The organism is Celeribacter persicus (assembly GCF_003050785.1).
Classification (GTDB): domain Bacteria; phylum Pseudomonadota; class Alphaproteobacteria; order Rhodobacterales; family Rhodobacteraceae; genus Celeribacter; species Celeribacter persicus.
In genome coordinates this window covers 98,236-118,050 of the sequence record NZ_QAOH01000004.1, presented here as the reverse complement: position 1 = coordinate 118,050, position 19,815 = coordinate 98,236, and the positions used below count along the sequence as shown (strand labels likewise).

General features: G+C 60.4%; 17 protein-coding genes and 3 pseudogenes. 11 read left to right on the top strand and 9 right to left on the bottom strand.

Features of this window, described 5'->3' with window-relative positions; genetic code table 11:
• Nucleotides 1-22: 22 nt before the first annotated feature.
• A complete protein-coding gene (locus C8N42_RS06870; RefSeq protein WP_107815805.1) occupies nt 23-1,204 on the bottom strand; it encodes a cytochrome P450 in 1,182 nt (393 codons plus the stop codon).
• Nucleotides 1,205-1,263: 59 nt separating this feature from the next.
• Here C8N42_RS06870 and C8N42_RS06865 point away from each other — a divergent pair, with 59 nt between their 5' ends.
• The 4 genes and pseudogenes from C8N42_RS06865 to C8N42_RS06850 all read left to right on the top strand — a co-directional run bounded on the left by C8N42_RS06865 (nt 1,264) and on the right by C8N42_RS06850 (nt 5,608).
• Nucleotides 1,264-3,066, top strand: a complete 1,803-nt coding sequence (locus tag C8N42_RS06865) for a sensor histidine kinase (protein WP_107815804.1) — start codon at nt 1,264-1,266, stop codon at nt 3,064-3,066.
• A complete protein-coding gene (locus tag C8N42_RS06860; protein WP_170109235.1) occupies nt 3,053-4,282 on the top strand; it encodes a sigma-54-dependent transcriptional regulator in 1,230 nt (409 codons plus the stop codon). The genes C8N42_RS06865 and C8N42_RS06860 overlap by 14 nt, the downstream gene beginning before the upstream one ends.
• A gap of 77 nt (nt 4,283-4,359) precedes the next feature.
• Nucleotides 4,360-4,461: pseudogene (locus tag C8N42_RS21840) on the top strand (type II toxin-antitoxin system YoeB family toxin); the annotation flags it as partial.
• Between the two features lie 145 nt (nt 4,462-4,606).
• Complete coding sequence (locus C8N42_RS06850; RefSeq protein WP_107815802.1) at nt 4,607-5,608, top strand: DctP family TRAP transporter solute-binding subunit; 1,002 nt, start codon at nt 4,607-4,609, stop codon at nt 5,606-5,608.
• Nucleotides 5,609-5,681: 73 nt separating this feature from the next.
• Here the strand turns inward: C8N42_RS06850 and C8N42_RS06845 are convergent, their stop codons facing one another.
• A complete protein-coding gene (locus tag C8N42_RS06845) occupies nt 5,682-5,885 on the bottom strand; it encodes a helix-turn-helix transcriptional regulator (RefSeq protein ID WP_107815801.1) in 204 nt (67 codons plus the stop codon).
• On the bottom strand, nt 5,882-6,268 hold the full coding sequence (locus tag C8N42_RS06840; RefSeq protein WP_107815800.1) for a hypothetical protein: 387 nt from the start codon (nt 6,266-6,268) through the stop codon (nt 5,882-5,884). The genes C8N42_RS06845 and C8N42_RS06840 overlap by 4 nt, the downstream gene beginning before the upstream one ends.
• A 408-nt stretch (nt 6,269-6,676) precedes the next feature.
• Between C8N42_RS06840 and C8N42_RS06835 the strand changes: the two genes are divergently transcribed.
• From C8N42_RS06835 to C8N42_RS06820, 4 genes are all read left to right on the top strand, one after another.
• On the top strand, nt 6,677-7,684 hold the full coding sequence (locus C8N42_RS06835) for a TRAP transporter substrate-binding protein (protein ID WP_107815799.1): 1,008 nt from the start codon (nt 6,677-6,679) through the stop codon (nt 7,682-7,684).
• Between the two features lie 121 nt (nt 7,685-7,805).
• The gene (locus tag C8N42_RS06830) at nt 7,806-8,495 is read left to right on the top strand and encodes a TRAP transporter small permease (RefSeq protein WP_107815798.1); all 690 of its coding nucleotides are present in this window, start codon (nt 7,806-7,808) and stop codon (nt 8,493-8,495) included.
• Nucleotides 8,496-8,500: 5 nt separating this feature from the next.
• Nucleotides 8,501-9,895 (top strand): TRAP transporter large permease, encoded by a 1,395-nt coding sequence (locus C8N42_RS06825; RefSeq protein ID WP_107815797.1) that lies wholly within the window; start codon nt 8,501-8,503, stop codon nt 9,893-9,895.
• A gap of 127 nt (nt 9,896-10,022) precedes the next feature.
• Complete coding sequence (locus C8N42_RS06820; RefSeq protein WP_107815796.1) at nt 10,023-10,883, top strand: hypothetical protein; 861 nt, start codon at nt 10,023-10,025, stop codon at nt 10,881-10,883.
• A 61-nt stretch (nt 10,884-10,944) separates the two neighbouring features.
• Here the strand turns inward: C8N42_RS06820 and trpD are convergent, their stop codons facing one another.
• Nucleotides 10,945-11,961, bottom strand: coding sequence for an anthranilate phosphoribosyltransferase (gene trpD, locus C8N42_RS06815; protein WP_107815795.1), 1,017 nt, complete (start codon nt 11,959-11,961; stop codon nt 10,945-10,947).
• Complete coding sequence (locus tag C8N42_RS06810) at nt 11,958-12,545, bottom strand: anthranilate synthase component II (RefSeq protein ID WP_107815794.1); 588 nt, start codon at nt 12,543-12,545, stop codon at nt 11,958-11,960. Before C8N42_RS06810 ends, trpD begins: the two co-directional genes overlap by 4 nt.
• A gap of 217 nt (nt 12,546-12,762) precedes the next feature.
• Here C8N42_RS06810 and C8N42_RS06805 point away from each other — a divergent pair, with 217 nt between their 5' ends.
• Together C8N42_RS06805 and C8N42_RS06800 are read left to right on the top strand one after the other, a co-directional pair.
• On the top strand, nt 12,763-14,166 hold the full coding sequence (locus C8N42_RS06805; RefSeq protein ID WP_170109234.1) for a divergent polysaccharide deacetylase family protein: 1,404 nt from the start codon (nt 12,763-12,765) through the stop codon (nt 14,164-14,166).
• Between the two features lie 339 nt (nt 14,167-14,505).
• A pseudogene (locus C8N42_RS06800) lies at nt 14,506-15,507 on the top strand (IS630 family transposase).
• 81 nt (nt 15,508-15,588) lie between these two features.
• On the opposite strand, the pseudogene C8N42_RS06795 reads toward C8N42_RS06800, so the two are convergent.
• The 3 genes and pseudogenes from C8N42_RS06795 to tnpB all read right to left on the bottom strand — a co-directional run.
• Nucleotides 15,589-16,002 (bottom strand): annotated as a pseudogene (locus C8N42_RS06795) (IS3 family transposase); the annotation flags it as partial.
• A 282-nt stretch (nt 16,003-16,284) separates the two neighbouring features.
• A complete protein-coding gene (locus C8N42_RS06790) occupies nt 16,285-16,704 on the bottom strand; it encodes a hypothetical protein (RefSeq protein ID WP_107815791.1) in 420 nt (139 codons plus the stop codon).
• A gap of 71 nt (nt 16,705-16,775) precedes the next feature.
• On the bottom strand, nt 16,776-17,171 hold the full coding sequence (gene tnpB, locus C8N42_RS06785) for an IS66 family insertion sequence element accessory protein TnpB (RefSeq protein WP_107816012.1): 396 nt from the start codon (nt 17,169-17,171) through the stop codon (nt 16,776-16,778).
• A 297-nt stretch (nt 17,172-17,468) separates the two neighbouring features.
• Here tnpB and C8N42_RS06780 point away from each other — a divergent pair, with 297 nt between their 5' ends.
• On the top strand, nt 17,469-18,089 hold the full coding sequence (locus tag C8N42_RS06780; RefSeq protein WP_107815790.1) for a hypothetical protein: 621 nt from the start codon (nt 17,469-17,471) through the stop codon (nt 18,087-18,089).
• 13 nt (nt 18,090-18,102) lie between these two features.
• Here the strand turns inward: C8N42_RS06780 and C8N42_RS06775 are convergent, their stop codons facing one another.
• Complete coding sequence (locus C8N42_RS06775; protein ID WP_107815789.1) at nt 18,103-19,692, bottom strand: GMC family oxidoreductase; 1,590 nt, start codon at nt 19,690-19,692, stop codon at nt 18,103-18,105.
• Nucleotides 19,693-19,815 lie beyond the last annotated feature (123 nt).

Sequence of the window (19,815 nt, the reverse complement as noted above, 5' to 3'; positions counted from 1 at the left end):
AGTATTTTGACCATCAGAAAGCTCAGACGCGCACCATCAGCCGCGCCAGCCCATGGAAATGCCATGTGTCGGCGTAGAGCGGCGGCTCGGTGAGGCGCAGGTTCGGGCAGCGCTCGAACAGGAGCGGCAGGGCGACACGCATTTCCAGACGTGCCAAGGGAGCGCCGACGCAGAAATGAATGCCCGCGCCGAAGGAAGTGTTCTGCTTCACCTTGCGGGCCGGATCGAAACGTCCGGCATCGTCCCAGGCATCCTCGTCGCGGTTGGCGGCACCGAGCAGAAGCCCGATCCTGTCGCCGCGTTTCAACTCTTGGCCGAGGAACGTCGTGTCCTCATAGACCCAGCGTTGAAACAGGTGCAGCGGTGGGTCATAACGCAAAATTTCTTCGATGGTGCCGTCGATTTTCCCATCCGACAGAAACTCGTGCGGGGTTTCCTGTTCCAGAAGGGTTTTCACCGCGATGCCGAGGCTGTGAACCGTCGCCTCGTGACCGGCGTTCAGGAGAAGAATGCAGGTGGTGATCAACTCGTAGGTGGTGAGTTTTTCGCCGTCCTGCTCTGCGGCGATCAGGGAGGTGATCAGGTCGTCGGCGGGTTTGTTGCGCCTCTCTTCAACGTAGTCGCGCATGAAGGCGGAAAATTCGGTAGCGGCCTGGGAGGCGGCGTCTTCGATGGCACGGGTGCGGTTCGGTGTGTAGACCGCCACCATGGCGTTGGACCAGGTGAGAAGCTGTTCGCTCATCTCCTCGGGCACGCCCAGAAGGCGACAGATGATCCGCACCGGCACCATTTTCGCAAACGCTGGCATGAGGTCGAAATCCCCATCCGGAAAACGGTCGATGAGATCGCCCACGATCTCTTCGAGGTCCGGGATCAGCGCCCGGATTCGCCGCGAGGTGAAGGCGCGGAGCACCAGAGAGCGCAGGCGCGTGTGCCGCTCGCCTTCGAGTTCCAGCATCGAGTGATCCTCGATGTCATAGAAAGGGCGCAGGTGGTCGGGAATGTCAGGGGTGAAGCCTTCAGGGGCTTCGCGGCCAAAACGATTGTCGCGCAGCGCCATCGACACCCCGTCATAGCCCGCCACCACCGGCAGGTTCAGGTCTTCCCAGAATACCATTTTGTCCGCCGCGCGCAGGCGGTCATAGAACGGGTAGGGATTTTGCACGAAATCGGGGTCTTGCGGGGAGAGGGCAAAGCGTTTCATAGCCGTGAGGTTTATCGCAAGCGCTTCCCTTTGCAAGCGGGAGTTTCTAGAGTCCCGCCATGACGTCACAAGATCAGTCTTTCCCCGGCGCACCTTCTGCCGAAGCCGAGCGCCATGCTGCGCGTCGCCGGGTGCTTACGGCACTGACGGGGCTTGTCGTCGTGGTGCTGTTCGGGCTTGGGGTTTTCGCCTTTTCCGTTCGCGCGGCGCTCGATCAGGCGGCGGCGCGGGGCACGTCGGATCTGACGCTGTCTGCCGATCGTTTGACCACCGGGCTGCAACGGTATCGCGAACTTGCGGTCTTCCTCTCCGATCATCCGACGGTCACGGCACGGGTGCAGGGCGGAGAGACCTCCGCCGACGATCTGCTTCAGGGTGTGATGGACAAGACCGGGGCCTTCTCGATGCTGGTGGTTTCGCAAGGCGGAGACGTGCTGGCTGCCTCAGGGGAGACGCATCTGCCGAAAGGCGCGCAGGCGGCCCTGACACGGGCGCTGGACGGGGCGCTGGGGATTGCGCATTTCGTCGATCCCGAGGGTCGTCGTCGTTACCTTTTTGCTGCCCCGGTATTCTCGCCCGAGGGGCCGCCCATGGCCGCCGTGCTGGTCTCCGTCGACATCGGATTGCTGGAATGGAGCTGGCCGTCGGAGCCTTCGGCGATCTATTTCACCGACGAATACGGTGTGGTGTTTGTCGCCAACCGCTCCGAGCTTGCGCTCAGGGGCGGGTTGCGCGGGCCGCTGCCTGTTCGGGGGACGTATGTACTTGCGGGTCATGATATCTGGACACATGAGATGGGGCCTTACATTCCGTCGCCCGCGTTGCATCTGACGAAACCCCTGCCGGTGGTCGGGTTGACCGCCGAGCTTTTGCTGGATCTGCATCCTGTGATCGCGCAGGCGGGGTTGCAGGCGGGGATGGCGGCGGCTCTGGCGCTGGTCTTCGCGGCCTTCCTGTTTTTCACCATGGAGCGGCGGCGGACGCTGGCGGAGGCGAACCTGCGGTTGGAGGCGCGGGTGGCGGCGCGCACCGAAGCGCTGGAGATCGCCAACCGCGAGTTGCAGCACGAGGTGCATGAACGCCACGAGGCGGAAGCGCGGCTCAAGCGCGCACAGGCCGATCTGGTGCAGGCCGGGAAGCTGTCGGCGCTGGGCGAGATGTCGGCGGGGATTTCACACGAACTGAACCAGCCGCTGATGGCAATCCGTTCGTTCGCCGAGAATGCGCAGGCTTTTCTGGAACGCGACAAGCCGGAGAAAGCCGCCGACAATCTTGGGCGCATTTCGGAGCTTGCCCGACGCATGGGGCGGATCATCAAGAACCTGCGTGCCTTCGCCCGGCAAGAGACGGAGACGGTGACCAATGTGGAACTGACCGCGGTGATCGAGGCGGCGATCGAGATGACGCAGGCCAAGATTTCACGCGCGGGCGCGACGCTCGACTGGGAGCCGGAGGGGCAGGTCTGGGTGCGCGGCGGGGAGGTGCGGTTGCAGCAGGTGGTGATGAACCTTTTGTCCAATGCGGTGGATGCGATGGCACAGAGCGACACCAAACGCATCGAAATCCGGTCGATCCCCGGGGGGCAGCCGGGTCAGCCGACACGGCTGACGGTTGCCGACACCGGACCGGGGATATCCGAGCCGGAGAAAATCTTCGATCCGTTCTACACCACGAAAGAGGTGGGGGCGGCGCAGGGCATGGGGCTGGGCCTGTCGATTTCCTATGGGTTGGTGCAGAGTTTCGGCGGGCGTATCCGGGGTGAGAACCGACCCGAGGGCGGGGCGCTGTTCACCGTTGAATTGCAACCGGCGGATGTAAGCGGGGATGTAATCCGAGAGGAGAGCCATGATGCCATATATTGAGAGAGTGCTCCTGGTCGATGACGACGCTTCGGTGCGCGAAGCTTTGGGACAGACGCTGGAACTGGCCGATCTCTCCCCGACGCTGGCGGGCAGTTACATCGAGGCGAAGGATCATATCTCCCGCGACTTTCCCGGCGTGGTGATTTCCGACATCCGGATGCCCGGCAAGGACGGGTTCGCGCTTTTGGAATTCGCGCAGAAGATCGACCCGGAACTGCCGGTGATCCTGCTGACCGGCGAGGGGGATGTCCCGATGGCGGTGCGGGGGATTTCCTCGGGCGCGTTCGATTTTCTCGAAAAACCCTGCGCGCCGAAAGACCTGATCGCGGTGGTGGAGAAGGCCCTGAAAACGCGCGCTCTGGTTCTGGAGAACCGGCGTCTCAAGCGGCAGGTGGAACAGGGCGACGCCGCCGCACGCCTGCTTCGGGGCTCATCAGATATGTCGGTGAAAATGCGCGATGCGGCCCGAGCGGTGGCGCGCTCCGCTTCCGACGTTCTGGTCACCGGCGAACCGGGAGTAGGCACCGCGAAAATGGCCGAGGTGGTGCATCTCCTGTCGGCGGGCTCGATGGCGCCTTTCCTGAAATTCTCCGCTTCCGCAATGACGCCGGACACGCTCGCAAATGCCTTTGCGCAGGCGGAAGGCGGCTCGGTCTTCCTCGACGAGATCGTGCAGCTCACCAGCCCGGCGCAATTCGCGCTGCTTGAGTTGCTGGAAACCCATGATCGGCCCCGTCTTATCGCCGGAACCTATGCCGATCTTGCCGCCGAGGCCGCCGAGGGGCGGTTTTCGCCCGATCTGTTCTATCGTCTCGAAGCCGCCGTGATCCGTATCCCGCCCCTGCGGGAACGGCGCGAGGACATACCGGTGTTGTTTCGCCATTACGTCAACATCGCCTGCGAACAAAGCGACCTGCCGGTGCCGGAGATCACGCCCGATGTCATTTCGCGCCTGATGGCGCAGGATTGGCCGGGCAATGCGCGTTCGCTGATGAACGCGGCGATGCGGTTCGCCATGGGGCTCACGGAAGGCGAGGCGCAGGAGGAACTGGGCTTGGCCGAGCAACTGGCGCAGGTGGAGCGCTCTCTCCTGATTGCGGCCTTGCAGCGCCACAAGGGCAATGCGACCGAGGCCGCGAAGGGACTGAAGCTGCCGCGCAAGACGTTCTATGACAAGTTGACGCGGCATGGGGTGCGGGCGGAGGAGTATCGGTGAGCACAGGACCCGCGCGTGTGCTGGGGCGTGACAACGGGTTGATCAAGGAATGTTAGCGCCATCCTTTCAAGGGCTGGTGGTCGCGGCGGATCAACCGGGAGGACCGGCAGGTCTACCGGGTGAGCGGCACGGGGGCGGCGCAGGCGCTTCATATCGCCCAGTTGCGTTATCACTACTGACAGTTTTGCACTGGTACTTTTGTTTTCGCATTCTGCAAAAGCATGACCCGATACCTTGGGTAACATTGCCTCACGCTACGGCAACTTGTCTGTTGAGCTAGGAGCCGGGTGAAAGAATGACCCGGGGGACCTTGGGAGGTATATCATGAAGTTTCTGACCTGCGCGCTGGCTGCCAGCGCCCTTATTTCGTCTGCCGGAACGGCATTTGCGGCCTGCGATCCGGGCGAGATCGTCATCAAGTTCAGCCATATCGTCAACACCGACAAACATCCGAAGGGCATCGCGGCCAATCTTCTGATGGAGCGGGTGAACACCGAGATGGATGGCAAAGCCTGCATGGAGATTTATCCGAACGCCACGCTTTACAATGACGATCAGGTGCTTGAGGCGATGCTTCAGGGCGATGTGCAACTGGCCGCGCCCAGCCTGTCCAAATTCGAGACCTTCACGAAACAGTTCCGCATCTTCGATCTGCCTTTCATGTTCAAGAACATCGAGGCGGTGGACGAGTTCCAGAGTTCGGAAACCGGGCAGGCGATGAAAGAGGGCATGGTGCGGCGCGGGCTTCTGGGGCTTGAGTTCTGGCACAACGGGCTGAAACAGATCACGGCGGACCGGCCGGTTCTCTGGCCGTCCGACCTTGAGGGTCTCAAGATGCGGGTGCAGCCCGCCGAGGTGATCATCGAACAGATGAAAGCGCTCAAGGCCAACCCGCAGCCGATGGCCTTCCCCGAAGTGTACGGCGCGTTGCAGACCGGTGTGGTGGACGGCCAGCAGAACACCTATTCCAACATCTACGGCCAGAAATTCTTCGAGGTACAGGACGGGGTGACGGAGACCAACCACCTGCTTCTGGATTATATGGTGGTAACCTCTGTGGACTGGTGGGAGAGCCTGCCCGACGATGTGCGCACGCAATTCGCGACCATCCTGCATGAGGTGACCCAGGCGCGCAACGGCGAGTCCGAGCGGGTCAACATGGAGGCGAAACAGGGCATCCTCGACGCCGGTGGCGTGGTGCGCGAACTGACCGAGGAACAGCGCGCGGCCTGGGTCGATGCGATGAAGCCGGTCTGGACCCTGTTTGAGGACGAAGTCGGGGCGGAGAACATTGCCGCCGCGCAGGAGATCAACGCGCGGCATTGAGTGCGCCGCTCTGCGTATTCGGGCATTTTGCCCGGATACGCTCCCCTTGATCGTTCGAATGTTGGGCGCGATGTCATGTGTCGGCGTCTTCAGGGCTGAAGATCTCTTCGATTGGCCTGCCGAAGATGCTCGCCAATTTGAAGGCGAGCGGCAGGGAAGGATCGTATTTGCCCTTCTCGATCGCGATGATGGTCTGGCGGGACACATCGGCCCGGCTGGCAAGCGCCTGCTGGCTCAGGCCCATCTCCGCGCGGAGCGTTTTCAGGTGGTTTTTCATCGGTCGCGCAACCAGACAATGACGCCCCCCATGATCCAGAACGTCCCCATCATCGGCCAGATCGCGAAGGTGGGGAGGTCCGGCAATCCGGCATCCTCCAGAAAACCCCATGTGAGCGTTGTCAGTGCGGTTGCGGCGAAGGCAAAGATAATGGCGTCAGAGGTCTGCTTTCGTTGGAATTCGTCGTAGTCCGAGACATGTTTCATGATGGCCCAAAGCGCACAAAGCAGTCCGAGTACGGGCAGGGAGATAAGGGCGATTTGCCATCCGCTGTCCTGCGGCAGATGCACGGAGATGATATTGGCAAGATACAGGAGGACGGCATAGGGGCCGAACCCGACGAGGAGGAAACGAAACCATCTGCGCCGTACGAAGGATTGCATGGGTTGACCTTTCTCAACTGGAGCCGCTGTCAGGAACGAAGTGTAAAGTATGTTTTACATAGGGTTTGATGCGAGGTGGTGTCAAGTACGCTTTACTTTTAAACTGTCGCTGTGGGGGCATCAGCGTAAACGGATCGAGTCGATAATGACCGGTGTGTGTGGTTTTTCGCACATCCGTAATTTTCTTGCGTGCGGTAAATCGCACACATGCGTTTGGCGCATGGCCGTTATGCGTTTTTGATCCCGTGTAACCATATGAAAAAGAACAACTTTCAAGAAAGTTTCATCTTTCGCGCAGGAATGCTTGTCGGACTGTGGGTGGATTTGTTTCCTCTCCCCTAGAGTGAGACAGGCGAAATCCGCCCTCTCACCCGTATCGACATATGATTTCATGATGGGAGGACAGACATGAAATTCCTGGCAACCGCCGCCACCGCCCTCGCGCTTTCCGTGACCGCCACCACTGCCTTTGCTTCTGCTGGCTGTGACGATGGCGAAATGGTGATCAAGTTTAGCCACGTCACCAATGCCGACAAACACCCCAAAGGCATCGCGGCCCAGCTCTTTGCCGATCGCGTCAACAACGAGATGGACGGCAAGGTCTGCGTCGAGGTCTATCCGAACTCCACGCTCTACAATGACGATCAGGTGCTTGAAGCCATGCTTCAGGGCGATGTGCAGATGGCCGCGCCCTCGCTGTCGAAATTCGAAGCCTTCACCAAGGTCTTCGGCATTTTCGATCTGCCCTTCATGTTCAAGAACATGCGCGCCGTCGATGCGTTCCAGAACTCCGACGCCGGTCAGGAAATGAAATCCTCCATGGAACGCCGCGGTCTCAAGGGGCTTGAATTCTGGCATTCCGGCCTGAAACAGTTCTCCGCCAACAAGCCGCTCATGGCGCCGGAAGACGCTGCGGGTCTCAAGTTCCGCGTGATGCCCTCCGACGTGCTCGTCGCCCAGATGAAAGCGCTCGACGCTTCGCCGCAGCCGATGGCCTTCTCCGAGGTCTACGGCGCGCTGCAAACCGGCGTTGTGGACGGTCAGGAAAACACCTGGTCCAACACCTATGGCCAGAAATTCTTCGAGGTGCAGGACGGTATCACCGCAACCAACCATGGCGTGCTCGACTATCTCGTCGTGACCTCCGTGGACTGGTGGGACGGGCTCGATCCCGAAATTCGCGATCAGCTTGCCACCATCCTTCATGAGGTGACCGTCGAGCGCAACGCCGCCGTCGAGCAGATCGAGGAAGAAAGCCGTGCGGCGATCATCGCGGCGGGCTCTGAAGTACGCGAACTGACCCCGGAAGAGCGTCAGGCCTGGGTCGATGCGATGCTTCCGGTCTGGTCGCAGTTCGAGGACGGCGTGGGCAAGGACAACATCGCGCTCGCGCAGGAAATCAACGAACAGAACTGAGCCAGGCTTGGTAACATCCGAGCCCCGTCACAGACGGGGCTCGGCTTGCATCCGCGGGCTGTGCGGATGTGTCCGGACCCGGACCGCGGGCCGGAATGAGGGACAATAGGGGTCAATCTCCATGACACAATATCAGGACAACCTGCCGAGAACGGCGGTGGCCAAATTCTTCGATGCGCTCGAAGAAAACGTCATCGCCGCGATCCTCGGCGTGATGACGCTCATCACCTTCGTCAACGTGGTGCTGCGTTACGTTTTCAACCATTCCCTGATCTGGGGTCTCGAAGTGGTTCTGATCCTCTTCGCCTGGCTCGTGCTTCTGGGGATTTCCTACGGGTTCAAGAAAACCTCGCATCTGGGCGTGGATGCCCTGATCAACGTGCTGCCAACGCGGGGGCAGCGGCTCATGGCGGTGCTTTCGGCGCTGGCCTGTATCGCCTATGCCGTGCTGTTGATGAAGGGTGCCTGGGACTATTGGGCGCCTTTCGCGGCGTTGCAGCCGACCGAAGGCCGCTGGTTCCCGCTAGGCTTTACCGAGAACGTGCGTGACCGGGCATTCTACGTCACCGATCAGGTGCCGATGCTCGGCATCTTCCGTTGGCTCGAAGATGCGATCAACTATGGCGACACCTATGACAAGCTGCCGCGCGTGATCCCCTATTTCATCATCCCCTTCTCGGCGGCGCTGATCCTTCTGCGCGTGGTGCAGGCGACGATCCGCATCGTGACGGGCAAACAGATGAGCCTGATTGTGTCCCACGAGGCCGAAGACGAAGTCGAGCGCGTGGCGCACGGCGAATACGAGGAATAACACCAATGGACGTCGTGCTTCTTTTCGCCATGGTCGTGGGCCTTTTGCTGATCGGTGTGCCGATCGCGGTCTCTCTCGGCCTGTCTTCCATGATCTTCCTGCTGGTGTTCTCCGACACCTCGCTCGCGTCGGTGGCGCAGTCGCTCTATCAGGCCATGGCCGGTCACTACACGCTTCTGGCCATCCCCTTCTTCATTCTCGCCTCCTCCTTCATGTCGACGGGCGGGGTGGCCAAGCGCATCGTGCGGTTCGCCATCGCCTGTGTGGGCCATTTCCATGGCGGTCTGGCGATTGCAGGCGTGTTTGCCTGCATGATCTTTGCCGCTCTCTCCGGTTCTTCCCCGGCGACCGTCGTCGCCATCGGCTCCATCGTCATCGCGGCGATGCGCCAGATGGGTTATACCAAGGATTTCGCCGCCGGTGTCATCGCCAACGCGGGCACTCTGGGTATCCTGATCCCGCCCTCCATTGTGATGGTGGTCTACGCCTCCGCCACCGACGTCTCCGTCGGTCGGATGTTCCTTGCTGGCGTTATTCCGGGTATTCTCGCGGGCACCATGCTGATGCTGGCGATCTATGTCATCGCGCGGATCAAGAACCTGCCAAAGGGCGAATGGGCCGGCTGGAGCGAGATCGGCAGTGCGTTCCGTGACGCCTTCTGGGGGCTGATGCTCATCGTCATCATCATGGTCGGCATCTACGGCATTCCGGGCATCACCGGCGCGATCTTTACGCCGACCGAGGCTGCCGCCGTGGCCTCCATCTACGCCTTCCTCGTCGCCTCCTTCGTCTATCGCGACATGGGGCCGCTGGCGGATCGTGACGGCACCGGGCCGAAATCCCTGTTCGCGAAACCGCAGGCGCTGATCACCGCCTTCTTCCACAAGGACACACGCCACACGCTGTTCGATGCGGGCAAGCTGACGATCATGCTCATGTTCATCATCGCCAACGCGCTGATCCTGAAACATGTGCTGACCGACGAACAAATCCCGCAGCAGATCGCAGAGGCCATGCTCTCGGCGGGCTTCGGCAAGATCATGTTCCTCGTGATGGTCAACATCATCCTGCTGATCGGCGGGCAGTTCATGGAACCCTCGGGCCTCATCGTGATTGTCGCGCCGCTGGTGTTCCCGATCGCTATTGAGTTGGGCGTGGACCCGATCCATCTCGGTATCATCATGGTGGTGAACATGGAAATCGGCATGATCACGCCACCGGTGGGTCTCAACCTCTTCGTGACCTCGGGCGTCGCGGGGATGCCGATGATGTCCGTGGTGCGCGCAGCCCTGCCGTTCCTCGCGATCCTCTTCGTCTTCCTGATCCTCGTTACCTATGTGCCATGGATATCGACCTACCTGCCCACGACACTGATGGGGCCGGAGATCATCACGAAATAGGGCATGTTCGATTTGAACAGGGAAGGGGGGCTTCAGGGCCCCCTTTTTCGTCTCAAAATGATGGAAAACTTGTTTTCACACCTGCCTTGGGCGAGAAAGATGTCATCTGCTTCAGTGATGGACCCAAATGACATTTCTTGCAAAAATATGGCGTTTTGCCAAATACCCTCTGTTGATCGGTTTTGGGATCGTGCTCGGGGGGCAGTTGCCGACCCTTTATCTCCTCTATGATCTCAATCGCGATTACAATCGGGCAGCGGAGTTGCCCTTTGCCACGGATATTACGCAAAAGCCGCCATCTTTTGCGCGGGAAAATTCCATGCTGCCTTTCAATCTCTCTCAAGATGATTTGCAAAGCCGCTTTGACGCCCTATTGCCCTGCCTGGAGGCCCCGCTTGAGGCCTTGTCTGCGGGTCAGGTGGGGATAGAGGCCTGTCGAAACGTCGTAGATGGGTTGGATATGACGGTGAACTGGCAGCGACAACTCGGGCAACCGGATGTTTATGCCTTTTCTGGCGGGCTTTGGCGTACGGAGACGATTGTGGGGCTGGGACTCCTCACAGGGGGAGGTTTGTTGGATGGCCCCTTGCCGCCTGTGTACCGTTTGACAGGCCTCGGGCAGAATCTTTGGGAGATGGAGACCTTTCGCAAAGGGGCGTCGCAGGCCATGGGGCAGTCGTCGCTTGAAAAAGAATATCTCTGGAACGTCGCCGGGATTGTGAAGCCTCTGGGCCTGCCTGAAAACCCTGAGGACGCCGTCAAACGCGTGGCCTGTACGACAGACACCTGTGTCATGGAATATATCTTTGACTATTGCACGGAGAATGGCGTGTCGCAGGGGAGACTGCGTGTTTCGATGTCTTCGCTGCAGGGGGATGACAGGGCGCCGATGCATCACCTCTTCGACAATGTGATTGCGGCGCATGGATTGGCCGTCGCGTTCAAGGCACAAGCCATGGAGCGCACCTGCGAACGACGCGCAAACTGAAAACGGCGCGTTTTTGGAGGGCGCGCCGTGAGTATTTGGGCCATCAGAAAACCCGAAGGTTTCAGTGCCGGGAGGTCAGTTCCGCCAGCGCTTGCAGCCGTTTGAGCGCTTCGCCGGAGGCGATGCTCTCGACAGCGATCTCGACGCCTTCCTTGAGATTTGCGGCCTTGTCGGCCACCACGAGCGCGGCGGCGGAGTTCATCAGAACCGCGTCGCGATACGCTCCGGTCGCGCCGTTCAGCAGGTCCATCATCGCCTTGCCGTTTTCTTCTGGCGTGCCGCCAAGGATATCGCGCAGCGGGTGGATCGGAAGGCCTGCGTCTTCGGGGTGGATTTCCATCGAGCTGATCTTGCCGTTATCAAGCGCCGCCACAGAGGTTGCACCGGTGATCGACACTTCGTCCATGCCGTCATGGCCGTAGACCAGCCAGGCTTTCTCGGAGCCGAGCATCTGGAGCGTTTCCGCCATCGGCCAGATCAGGTCGGGGGCGAAGGCGCCGGTGAGTTGGCGCTTGACGCCCGCCGGGTTGGTCAGCGGGCCGAGGATGTTGAAGATCGTCTTGCAGCCAAGCTCGACCCGTACCGGCCCCACGTATTTCATCGCCGGGTGGTGCATAGGGGCCATCATAAAGCCGATGCCGATTTCGTTGATCGCCTCTTCGACCACATCCTTGCCGACCATGACGTTGATGCCGTTGACGGACATGGCGTCGGCGGAGCCGGATTTGGAGCTGAGGTTGCGGTTGCCGTGCTTGGCGACGGGGACGCCAGCGCCCGCAACGACAAAAGCCGCAGCGGTGGAGATGTTGAGCGTGCCAAGCCCGTCACCGCCGGTGCCGACGATGTCGATCGCACCCTCGGGGGCCGACACATGGACACAGTGATCGCGCATGACCTTGGCGGCGGCGGCATATTCCGACACGGCCTCGCCGCGTGCCCGCAGCGCCATGAGAAGCCCGCCCATTTGCGCGGGTGTCGCCTCGCCGTTGAACAGAAGCTCGAACGCGGCCTCGGCCTGTGCCCGGCTCAGAGGTCCCTCGGATGCCGCGAAAATCAGGGGTTTCATCGCATCGCTCATGCCGGTTCGTCCTCTTTCAATTGGTTCAGGAAATTGCGGAACATCTCGTGGCCGTGTTCCGACCGGATGCTCTCGGGGTGGAATTGCACCCCTTCGATGGGCAGTTCCTTGTGGCGCAGCCCCATGATCGTGCCGTCTTTCAGTTCCGCCGTGACTTCGAGACAATCGGGCAGGGTGGCACGATCCACGATCAGTGAGTGATAGCGGGTGCCCTGAAGCGGAGAGGGCAGACCGGCGAAAACGCCTTTGCCCTCATGGAAAATTTCGCCCATCTTGCCATGCACGATCTCGTGGCAGCGCACCACGTCGCCGCCAAAAGCCTCGCCGATGGCCTGATGACCGAGACAGACACCGAAGAGCGGGATTCTCGCCTCGGCGGCGGCGTGGATCAGCGGCACGCAGATGCCTGCCTCTTTCGGCGTACAAGGGCCGGGGGACAAAACGATGCCGGTGGGGTGCAGCGCCATGGCCTCCTGCACGTTCAGCGCATCGTTGCGCACGACCTTGGCTTGCCACCCGATCTCGCCGATGTAATGTACGAGATTGTAGGTGAAACTGTCGTAGTTATCGATCAGAAGCAGCATGGTCGCAGTCCTTTACGCGTCTTGAAACGCTGGAAAATAAGGCCGGTCGGCGCGGTGATTTGCGCAGGAACCGGCAAGGCGCTCAAAGGGGGATGATCCCGCCCTTAAGCCGGGTTATACATGTTCACAAGGGCCGCAGAGGGTCAAGGGGATGCCTTGGCTTTCGCGCGGTGGAAAAGGGCCGCAAAGGCGGCGTGCAACAGGCAAGGAGTGCGCAATGGGGCGGGGAGTTCTGACGGGGCTGATCTGGGGCACGATCGTGGGATTCGGCATCCTGACGCTGGCCAATGAGATTGCCGCCCCGATCAGCCTGACGCCCGTGCCTGCGCCCGCTGTCGTGGAAGACACGCCTCAGGCGCCGGAGGCTGGCCCGGAGAGCGTCGGGGTTGCAGTAACACCGGATGCGCCCGCCGCCGAGCCGCATCGCTCCGGGGCTGAGCCGGAGATGCAGTCGCCAGATATCGCGGAGGCCAGTCCGCAGGTTTCCGAAGAGGCCGCAGAGGCCCCGGAGATCGTGCAGCCCGAGGGGCTTGAGACTCCTGTACCTGAGGAAATGGGGGAGGTGATTGCGCCCGAGAGCAGCCCGGTCCTGGCTCCGCCGCAAGCCATGGCACCTGAAGCCGCGACGCCTGACAGTCTGCCTTCAGCCGAAGAGGCGCTGCCGGGAGCTGCCACGTTGCCGGAGGGGGCGGATGTTGCACCTCCCGCGCCGGAAACGCCGGAGGTCGCTCCCGAAGCCTCCACGCCGGAGATCACGTTCGACAGCGCAGACATGGAAGCCGCCCCGGAGGCCACGCTTGAAGAAGGGCCCTCGGCTGAGGCGATGCCCGGCCAGAAAGCCGGCAGTTTCACCGACCGCGAAGACAGTCGCATCTCTTCCCGTCTGCCGTCGATCTCTGCACCGACCCCGGATGAGACAGCGCCGGTCGTGGTGGCCGAGGACCTTCCCGCGCTTCTGGCCTATTCCGCCAATTACACCGCCACCCCGCCGGGGCCGGTGATGAGTGTGGTGCTGATGGACATCGCCGAGTTGGGGCCTGATGATCCGCAACTTGCAAACCTGCCCTTCCCGGTGACTTTCGCCGTCGATGCGCTTGCTGCCCGTGCCGGGGATCGTGCCATGGCCTATCGTGACAAGGGGCTTGAGGTGATGGCCATGGTCGGTCTGCCCGAAGGCGCCACGCCGCAGGATGTCGCCGTGACGCTTTCGCAGGCCGCCGCGCTTGTCCCGGTTTCCATCGGCTTTCTGGATGTGCCTTGGGGAAGCTTCCAGACCTCGCGTCAGGTCGCAGCCCAGGTTGTTGCCACGGCGCAGGACAGCGGGCGTGGTCTTGTGACCTTCCCGCGCGGGTTGAACGCGCTGGAGCAGGAGGCGCAACGCGCGAAAGCTCCCGCTGCCCTGGTGTTCCGTGACCTCGACGGGCAGGGGCAGGATGTGGCCGCGATCAAACGCTTTCTGGACCAAGCGGCGTTTCAGGCGGGCACGGGCAAGACGGTGGTGCTTCTGGGCCGCTCGCGTGCTGAGACGTTACAGGCGCTCGCAGAATGGTCACTCGGCAACCGCGCCGCGACAGTGACCATTGTGCCTCTGTCCTATCTGTTGAGCCGCTCGCAATTGTAAGCGGTCTGGATCTGCCCGGCGGTCCTGCCTTGGCGTCGGGGGATTGTCGTGTCAGATCGGTCATTGAGCGCCGTGTGTGCTGGGGGTTGTTGGGCGGGCGAAGTGAGTTGCACTAATAGCAGCGTTTACGATCATATCGTTTCGGGCAATTCGTCTGATGGTCTTGCAAGGTCCTTTAACGCCTTTTTGTAGCGGGCGAGGATTTTATGCGCATTCCTGCGCTTCACGGTCTGAGAAAAGGCTGGCGGACGGGGCTTAGAGCGTTTCGGCCTGAACCTGAATCGTTTGGGATTCCCATGAAGGTCCAGATGTGATTCATCCTGTTTGGGAGGATGGATCATGTCAGCACCTTTGCCATTGGCACTCAGAAGCCGGTTTCAGAGATTGATTGAAGAAGGGTTAAGTGGGCGTGCGGCGGCGTTGCGCCTGAAGCTCTCGCCAGCGACAGGCGCGCGTTGGGCGCATCAGGTGAGAACCAAAGGCCATGCGAAACCTGACCCTCAAGGACCGCCGCGCGGCAAAGGTAAGCTGGCTCCGTATCGGGAGTTCCTTGAGGAACTGATCGCACAAGATCCCGACATCACGCTCTTCGAGTTGCGCGATGCGTTGGCCGAGGCAGAGGGGGTACGGGTGCACCACTCTTCCATCGCCAACCTGCTGTCCCGGCTGGGGTTCACGTACAAATAACTGAGGAGGACCAGGAAAGGCCCCAGTGGGGCGTTTCCCCGACGAAGGCTGGTTGCCACCGAGCGCCGTCGCGCCAAGGTAAGGCAGCAGCGGGCTGACTGGTTCAAACATCGGCTTCCCGCCATTGCGGCCTTGCCGGATCTCGTTGTCTTCATTGATGAAACCGCAGTGAAGACCAATCTGACCCGCCTGCGTGGAAGAGCAAAACGAGGCGAGCGCCTGACGATGGATGCGCCGTTCGGCAGTTGGGGAACCCAAACCCTGATCGCGGGCCTGACACAAGATGCCCTGATCGCTCCATGGGTCATCAAGGGCGCGATGGACGGCCCGGCCTTTGCTGCCTACATCCGCGAAGTATTGGTCCCCGAGATCGCCCCCGGCACCGTCGTCATCCTCGATAACCTGGCGACCCACCGCAACAAGGAGGCAACACAGACCTTGCGTGACCATGGCTGCTGGTTCCTCTACCTGCCGCCGTACTCGCCGGACCTGAACCCCATCGAACAAGCCTTCTCGAAGCTGAAAGCGCACCTGCGCAGGATCGGAGCCCGAACCTTCACTGAGGTCTTCGAGGCAATCGGAGCAATCTGCGATCTCTACGACCCAATAGAGTGCTGCAACTACTTCAAGGCTGCCGGCTATGTCTCAGGTTAAAGCCGAAACGCTTTAGGTGTTTCACAGCTTCCTCGACCTCTTCCAAGCCGACCCGGAAGAATGAGGTGCTCCTAGTTTCCTACCTGCTACAGGAGCCAGTCCCGCAACACGATTCTCGCAAACGGCCTCCCCCATCTCGATCAGATCGTCATGGATCTTGCGATAACCATAGACCTTGCCGCTGTCGTTCCTGGCCCGCTTGACCAATGCCGTCTGTCGTGCATCTTCGAGCGCACGCAGGCTAAACGGTGCCTTGATCCAAGCATAGAGATCGCTCGGCTGGACACCAAGAATCCGGCACATCGGCCTTGTTTTGAACTGTTCCTGATTGGCTGCGATGAAGGCGTACTTCACTTTGCATCCTTCGCAAAGTACGCCGCCGCGTTCGTCGGGGAAACGCCCCACAGGGGCCTTCCCTGATCCTCCTGACTTTGGGATGTCACGCTCCTCGGTGACACAGGCCAGCTCCTTCTTCAGCCGCCGGACCTCGGCCTCCTTGCCTCAAAATTAGGGAAGGAGGCGTCTACTAATCTAAGGGCACCTCAAAATAAGGCATCGGTCCGTCATTCAAGGTTTAGCCATGCTGCTCCCCTTTTGACGGGCGGTGTCGTCCTTGAAATGTCAGTTTCCTCAAAGAGCGTCTATAGAACCGTATAGTAACGCGTTTCCAATTACCGCTTTGAAACCACGCCTTCCACACCGCGTTCAAGCGTCATAATCAACTTTCAACTATGTCCTGAGCTATCAGGTCTGCCTGAACTGAAGATGGCAATCCGGTCAATCCTCGAATTTCGGCACCTCAGCTAAACTGTATACCTCCACGGGGTTCAAAACGAAACGTTGCCCCTTGTCATCAATGATAGCAATCGGCTCTTGGTCATATGCGGCCATGAGCGCGTCGATGTTCTCCCGAAATTGCTTCTCGGTAATCTCGATGAATTTTGCCGACTTCGATGTTGGGACCGCATTGCAAATGATCTCGCGCGCGAATTCTTCCACCGTCATTTCCCGGTTTTCTGCCACCATTTCGAGCCTAAGTAAAATTTCGTGTGGGATGTTACGCACCGTAAAACCAGTCATTTCCAGAACTCTTTCGTGAGCCTCTTCCCCCCAGATTTCGTCCATAAATGCCTTGAACTCCGCTTCCGTCATATGGCCAGAAGCCTCGGTTCCTGCCGTTTTCCCTCTTGCCAGCATGCGGTCTTCGAGTGATGAATTCTGTTCCTCAGATGCGTTACCGCCGGTCGGCGTATCATCTTCGAACTTTGTTATGGTCGATCTCCTTCGATGGGCAATTTGGGTCCAGAAACATCAGAGGCGGCCACAGGGCGCCTGTCGTGCCGTGTCGTGACGCGTTTCCAGTCGATGCCTTCGAACAGAGCCTCGAATTGCGCTTTGCTGAGGCTGACAACACCATTTCGAACATTCGGCCAGACAAAGCCCCGGCCCTCGATGCGTTTGTACGCCATCACCAGACCAGTGCCGTCCCAGACGATGGGCTTGAGACGATCCGCACGTTTCGAGCGAAAGACGAATATCGCGCCGGAGAAGGGATCCAGTTCGAATTCAGACATCACAATGGCGGCCAGCCCGTCCATTTCCTTGCGGAAATCGACCGGCTCGCGGGCGAGATAGATTTTGAAATAGCCAGCAGGAGAAATCATCGTCACAATCAATCAGGCCATTCGGCGAATGGCCCAGCGTGTTTGGTGACGCAAAATGACAACCGCGTTGCTCGACCGGCTTACGCACCGCGCCTGCGGCTTGCTCCGATCGTCGAAACCGGGAAAGAAAGCTGGCGCTTCAAGAACCGCGCATAGCGCCAACCCGAAACCCCACAGGCCCGACGTTGCGCTGCAACACATCTTCGGGAAGCGGTCGCTCGGCAAAGGTTGTTTTGCGTTTTTTCGGCAAAACGCCTTACCTTGTCGAAACGGGGCATACAGAAACTGGAGAGTTCGATGAACGGCACGGTGGAAAAACTGCGGGAGAGCCTGCGCGAATTGCAGACGCAGCTCGAACAGGAGGCGGTCGAGGCGCGCAAAAAATTCCAGTATCATTTGGCCAATGGTCGTGTGGTTTTCGAGGAAGAGGCACGGCGTCGCGGACGTCGGCTCAAGGTGCGCTGGTCGGTCTTCCTGCGGCGCGCCAAGCCTTGGGAAATCGTGACGGCGCCGGTGATCTACAGCCTGATCATCCCTTTCGCGCTGATGGATCTGTTCGTCACGGTTTATCAGGCGATCTGTTTCCCGGTTTATGGCCTGCCCAAGGTCGATCGCAAGGCATACATCGCCGTGGATCGCCACAAGCTCACCTATCTCAACTTCATGCAGAAGCTGAACTGCGTTTATTGCGGCTATTGCAACGGGCTTCTGGCCTATGTGCGCGAAGTGGCGGGGCGCACCGAATATTACTGGTGCCCGATCAAGCACGCGCGCGCCTTGCCGGACCGGCACGATCAGTATCAGCATTTCCTCGAATTTGGCGATGGCGAGGCGTGGGACACGAAATTCTCCGAGATGAAGCGCCGGGCACGCGCCTGTGAGGACTGTGACGGATGCGGGTCGGGCGGCTGTCACTGATCACAGATCGTCGTCAGACATCTCTTGAGGGCGCGCCCATATGGTCCGTGATATTCTCCGCAATCATCATGGTCGGCGCATTGGTGTTGCCCGCGATGATCTCCGGCATGATTGACGCATCGACCACGCGAAGTCCGCTGACCCCGCGCACCCGCCCCTCCGGGTCCACAACCGATCCGGCATCCAACCCCATGCGGCAGGTGCCGACCGGGTGATAGATCGTCTCGGCCCGCGCCCGGATGTCGTCGATCAGCGCCGCGTCGCTCTGCACCGCAGGTCCTGGAAATACCTCGCGTTTGACGTGACGGGACAGGGCAGGGGATTGCATCACCCGGCGCGCGATCTTCAGCCCCGCAAGAAGCGTGTCGACATCGTCGGGCACGCCGAGATAGTTTGCCTCGATCCTTGGATGCGCAACGGGATCGGGGGAGGCCAACGTAATCGTGCCGCGCGATTTCGGTAAAAGATCGCAGACATGCAGTGTCATGCCATAGCCGAATGTGGTCTTTCGCCCGTGATCGCGGAGGTAAGCCGGGATGAAATGGAATTGCAGGTTGGGGCGCTCGCGTGTGGTATCCGAGCGCACGAACCCTCCCGCCTCGGCGACATTGGAGGTCAGTTCGCCCTGTCTGTGACGGGCAAACTGCCATGCGGCTTTGAGTGCGCGGGGCAGGTAGGAGGGGGCTATGCCGATGGGCTGACGATCCGAGGCCGCACTCATCACCGTGATGTCGAGATGGTCGGCCAGATTGCGCCCGACCTCCGGCAAATCGTGCAACACCTCGATTCCATACTTTCGCAGTATTGCGCCGGGTCCAATGCCCGACAGCATCAAAATCTGCGGCGAATTGATCGCACCGCCCGACAGGATCACTTCGCCGCCGGGATTGAGCGCGATCTCGCGATCGCGCAAAGCCACGCCTCTGGCCTGACGTCCGTCGAACAGCACGCGGGTGCCTTGCGCGCCGGTCAGGATGTCGAGATTGCCCCGATGCCGCACCGGATCGAGAAAGGCGCGGGCGGTCGAATGGCGCTTGCCGTTTTTCTGGGTGACCTGATAGAGGCCGACACCCTCCTGATCCGCCCCGTTGAAATCGCGCTGCAAACTGAAACCGGCCTCCACCCCGGCCTGCACAAAGGCGCGTGAGAGCGGATTGGGGCTGCGCAGATCGGAAACGGACAGAGGGCCTTTTGTGCCGTGGAACGCATCCGCAAGTTGGGCATTGTTTTCCAGCCGTCTGAACAGCTCAAGCGCCCTTGGCCAATCCCACATCTCTCCCGCCGCGCGTGCCCAACCGTGGTAATCCTCCGGATGACCGCGCATGTAGATCATCGCATTGATCGAAGACGATCCGCCCAGCACCCGCCCGCGGGGCCAGAACAGCCGACGTCCGTTCAACGTGGCTCCAGATGCGGTATGGTGATTCCAGTTCACCGCCTTGAGCCGCGCCAGAACCGCCAGTCCCAAGGGGATATGGATGAAGGGCGAACGGTCCTCGCCACCCGCCTCAATCAGACAGACCCGTTTCTTCGCATCCCCCGACAGCCGGTTCGCAAGAACGCACCCCGCCGAGCCCGCACCGATGATGATATAATCGTACATGGCTCTCTCCCTGAGGGTGAGGCTACATCAGCTTTGCTATTGCGCACGCGGGACGTGGCGTCATGACGTTTGCTTTGCTGCCACAAATACTCAAAAGAAAACCCCGCCGGAGCGGGGTTTGTC

Coding starts and splice junctions, on each gene's coding strand:
- C8N42_RS06830 (WP_107815798.1), top strand. CDS start 7,806: ATGACACAATATCAGGACAACCTGCCGAGAACGGCGGTGGCCAAATTC.
- trpD (WP_107815795.1), bottom strand. CDS start 11,961: ATGAGCGATGCGATGAAACCCCTGATTTTCGCGGCATCCGAGGGACCT.
- C8N42_RS06790 (WP_107815791.1), bottom strand. CDS start 16,704: ATGCTGGCAAGAGGGAAAACGGCAGGAACCGAGGCTTCTGGCCATATG.
- C8N42_RS06820 (WP_107815796.1), top strand. CDS start 10,023: ATGACATTTCTTGCAAAAATATGGCGTTTTGCCAAATACCCTCTGTTG.
- C8N42_RS06860 (WP_170109235.1), top strand. CDS start 3,053: ATGCCATATATTGAGAGAGTGCTCCTGGTCGATGACGACGCTTCGGTG.
- tnpB (WP_107816012.1), bottom strand. CDS start 17,171: ATGATTTCTCCTGCTGGCTATTTCAAAATCTATCTCGCCCGCGAGCCG.
- C8N42_RS06840 (WP_107815800.1), bottom strand. CDS start 6,268: ATGCAATCCTTCGTACGGCGCAGATGGTTTCGTTTCCTCCTCGTCGGG.
- C8N42_RS06865 (WP_107815804.1), top strand. CDS start 1,264: ATGACGTCACAAGATCAGTCTTTCCCCGGCGCACCTTCTGCCGAAGCC.
- C8N42_RS06775 (WP_107815789.1), bottom strand. CDS start 19,692: ATGTACGATTATATCATCATCGGTGCGGGCTCGGCGGGGTGCGTTCTT.
- C8N42_RS06845 (WP_107815801.1), bottom strand. CDS start 5,885: ATGAAAAACCACCTGAAAACGCTCCGCGCGGAGATGGGCCTGAGCCAG.
- C8N42_RS06805 (WP_170109234.1), top strand. CDS start 12,763: ATGGGGCGGGGAGTTCTGACGGGGCTGATCTGGGGCACGATCGTGGGA.
- C8N42_RS06810 (WP_107815794.1), bottom strand. CDS start 12,545: ATGCTGCTTCTGATCGATAACTACGACAGTTTCACCTACAATCTCGTA.
- C8N42_RS06835 (WP_107815799.1), top strand. CDS start 6,677: ATGAAATTCCTGGCAACCGCCGCCACCGCCCTCGCGCTTTCCGTGACC.
- C8N42_RS06870 (WP_107815805.1), bottom strand. CDS start 1,204: ATGAAACGCTTTGCCCTCTCCCCGCAAGACCCCGATTTCGTGCAAAAT.
- C8N42_RS06850 (WP_107815802.1), top strand. CDS start 4,607: ATGAAGTTTCTGACCTGCGCGCTGGCTGCCAGCGCCCTTATTTCGTCT.
- C8N42_RS06825 (WP_107815797.1), top strand. CDS start 8,501: ATGGACGTCGTGCTTCTTTTCGCCATGGTCGTGGGCCTTTTGCTGATC.
- C8N42_RS06780 (WP_107815790.1), top strand. CDS start 17,469: ATGAACGGCACGGTGGAAAAACTGCGGGAGAGCCTGCGCGAATTGCAG.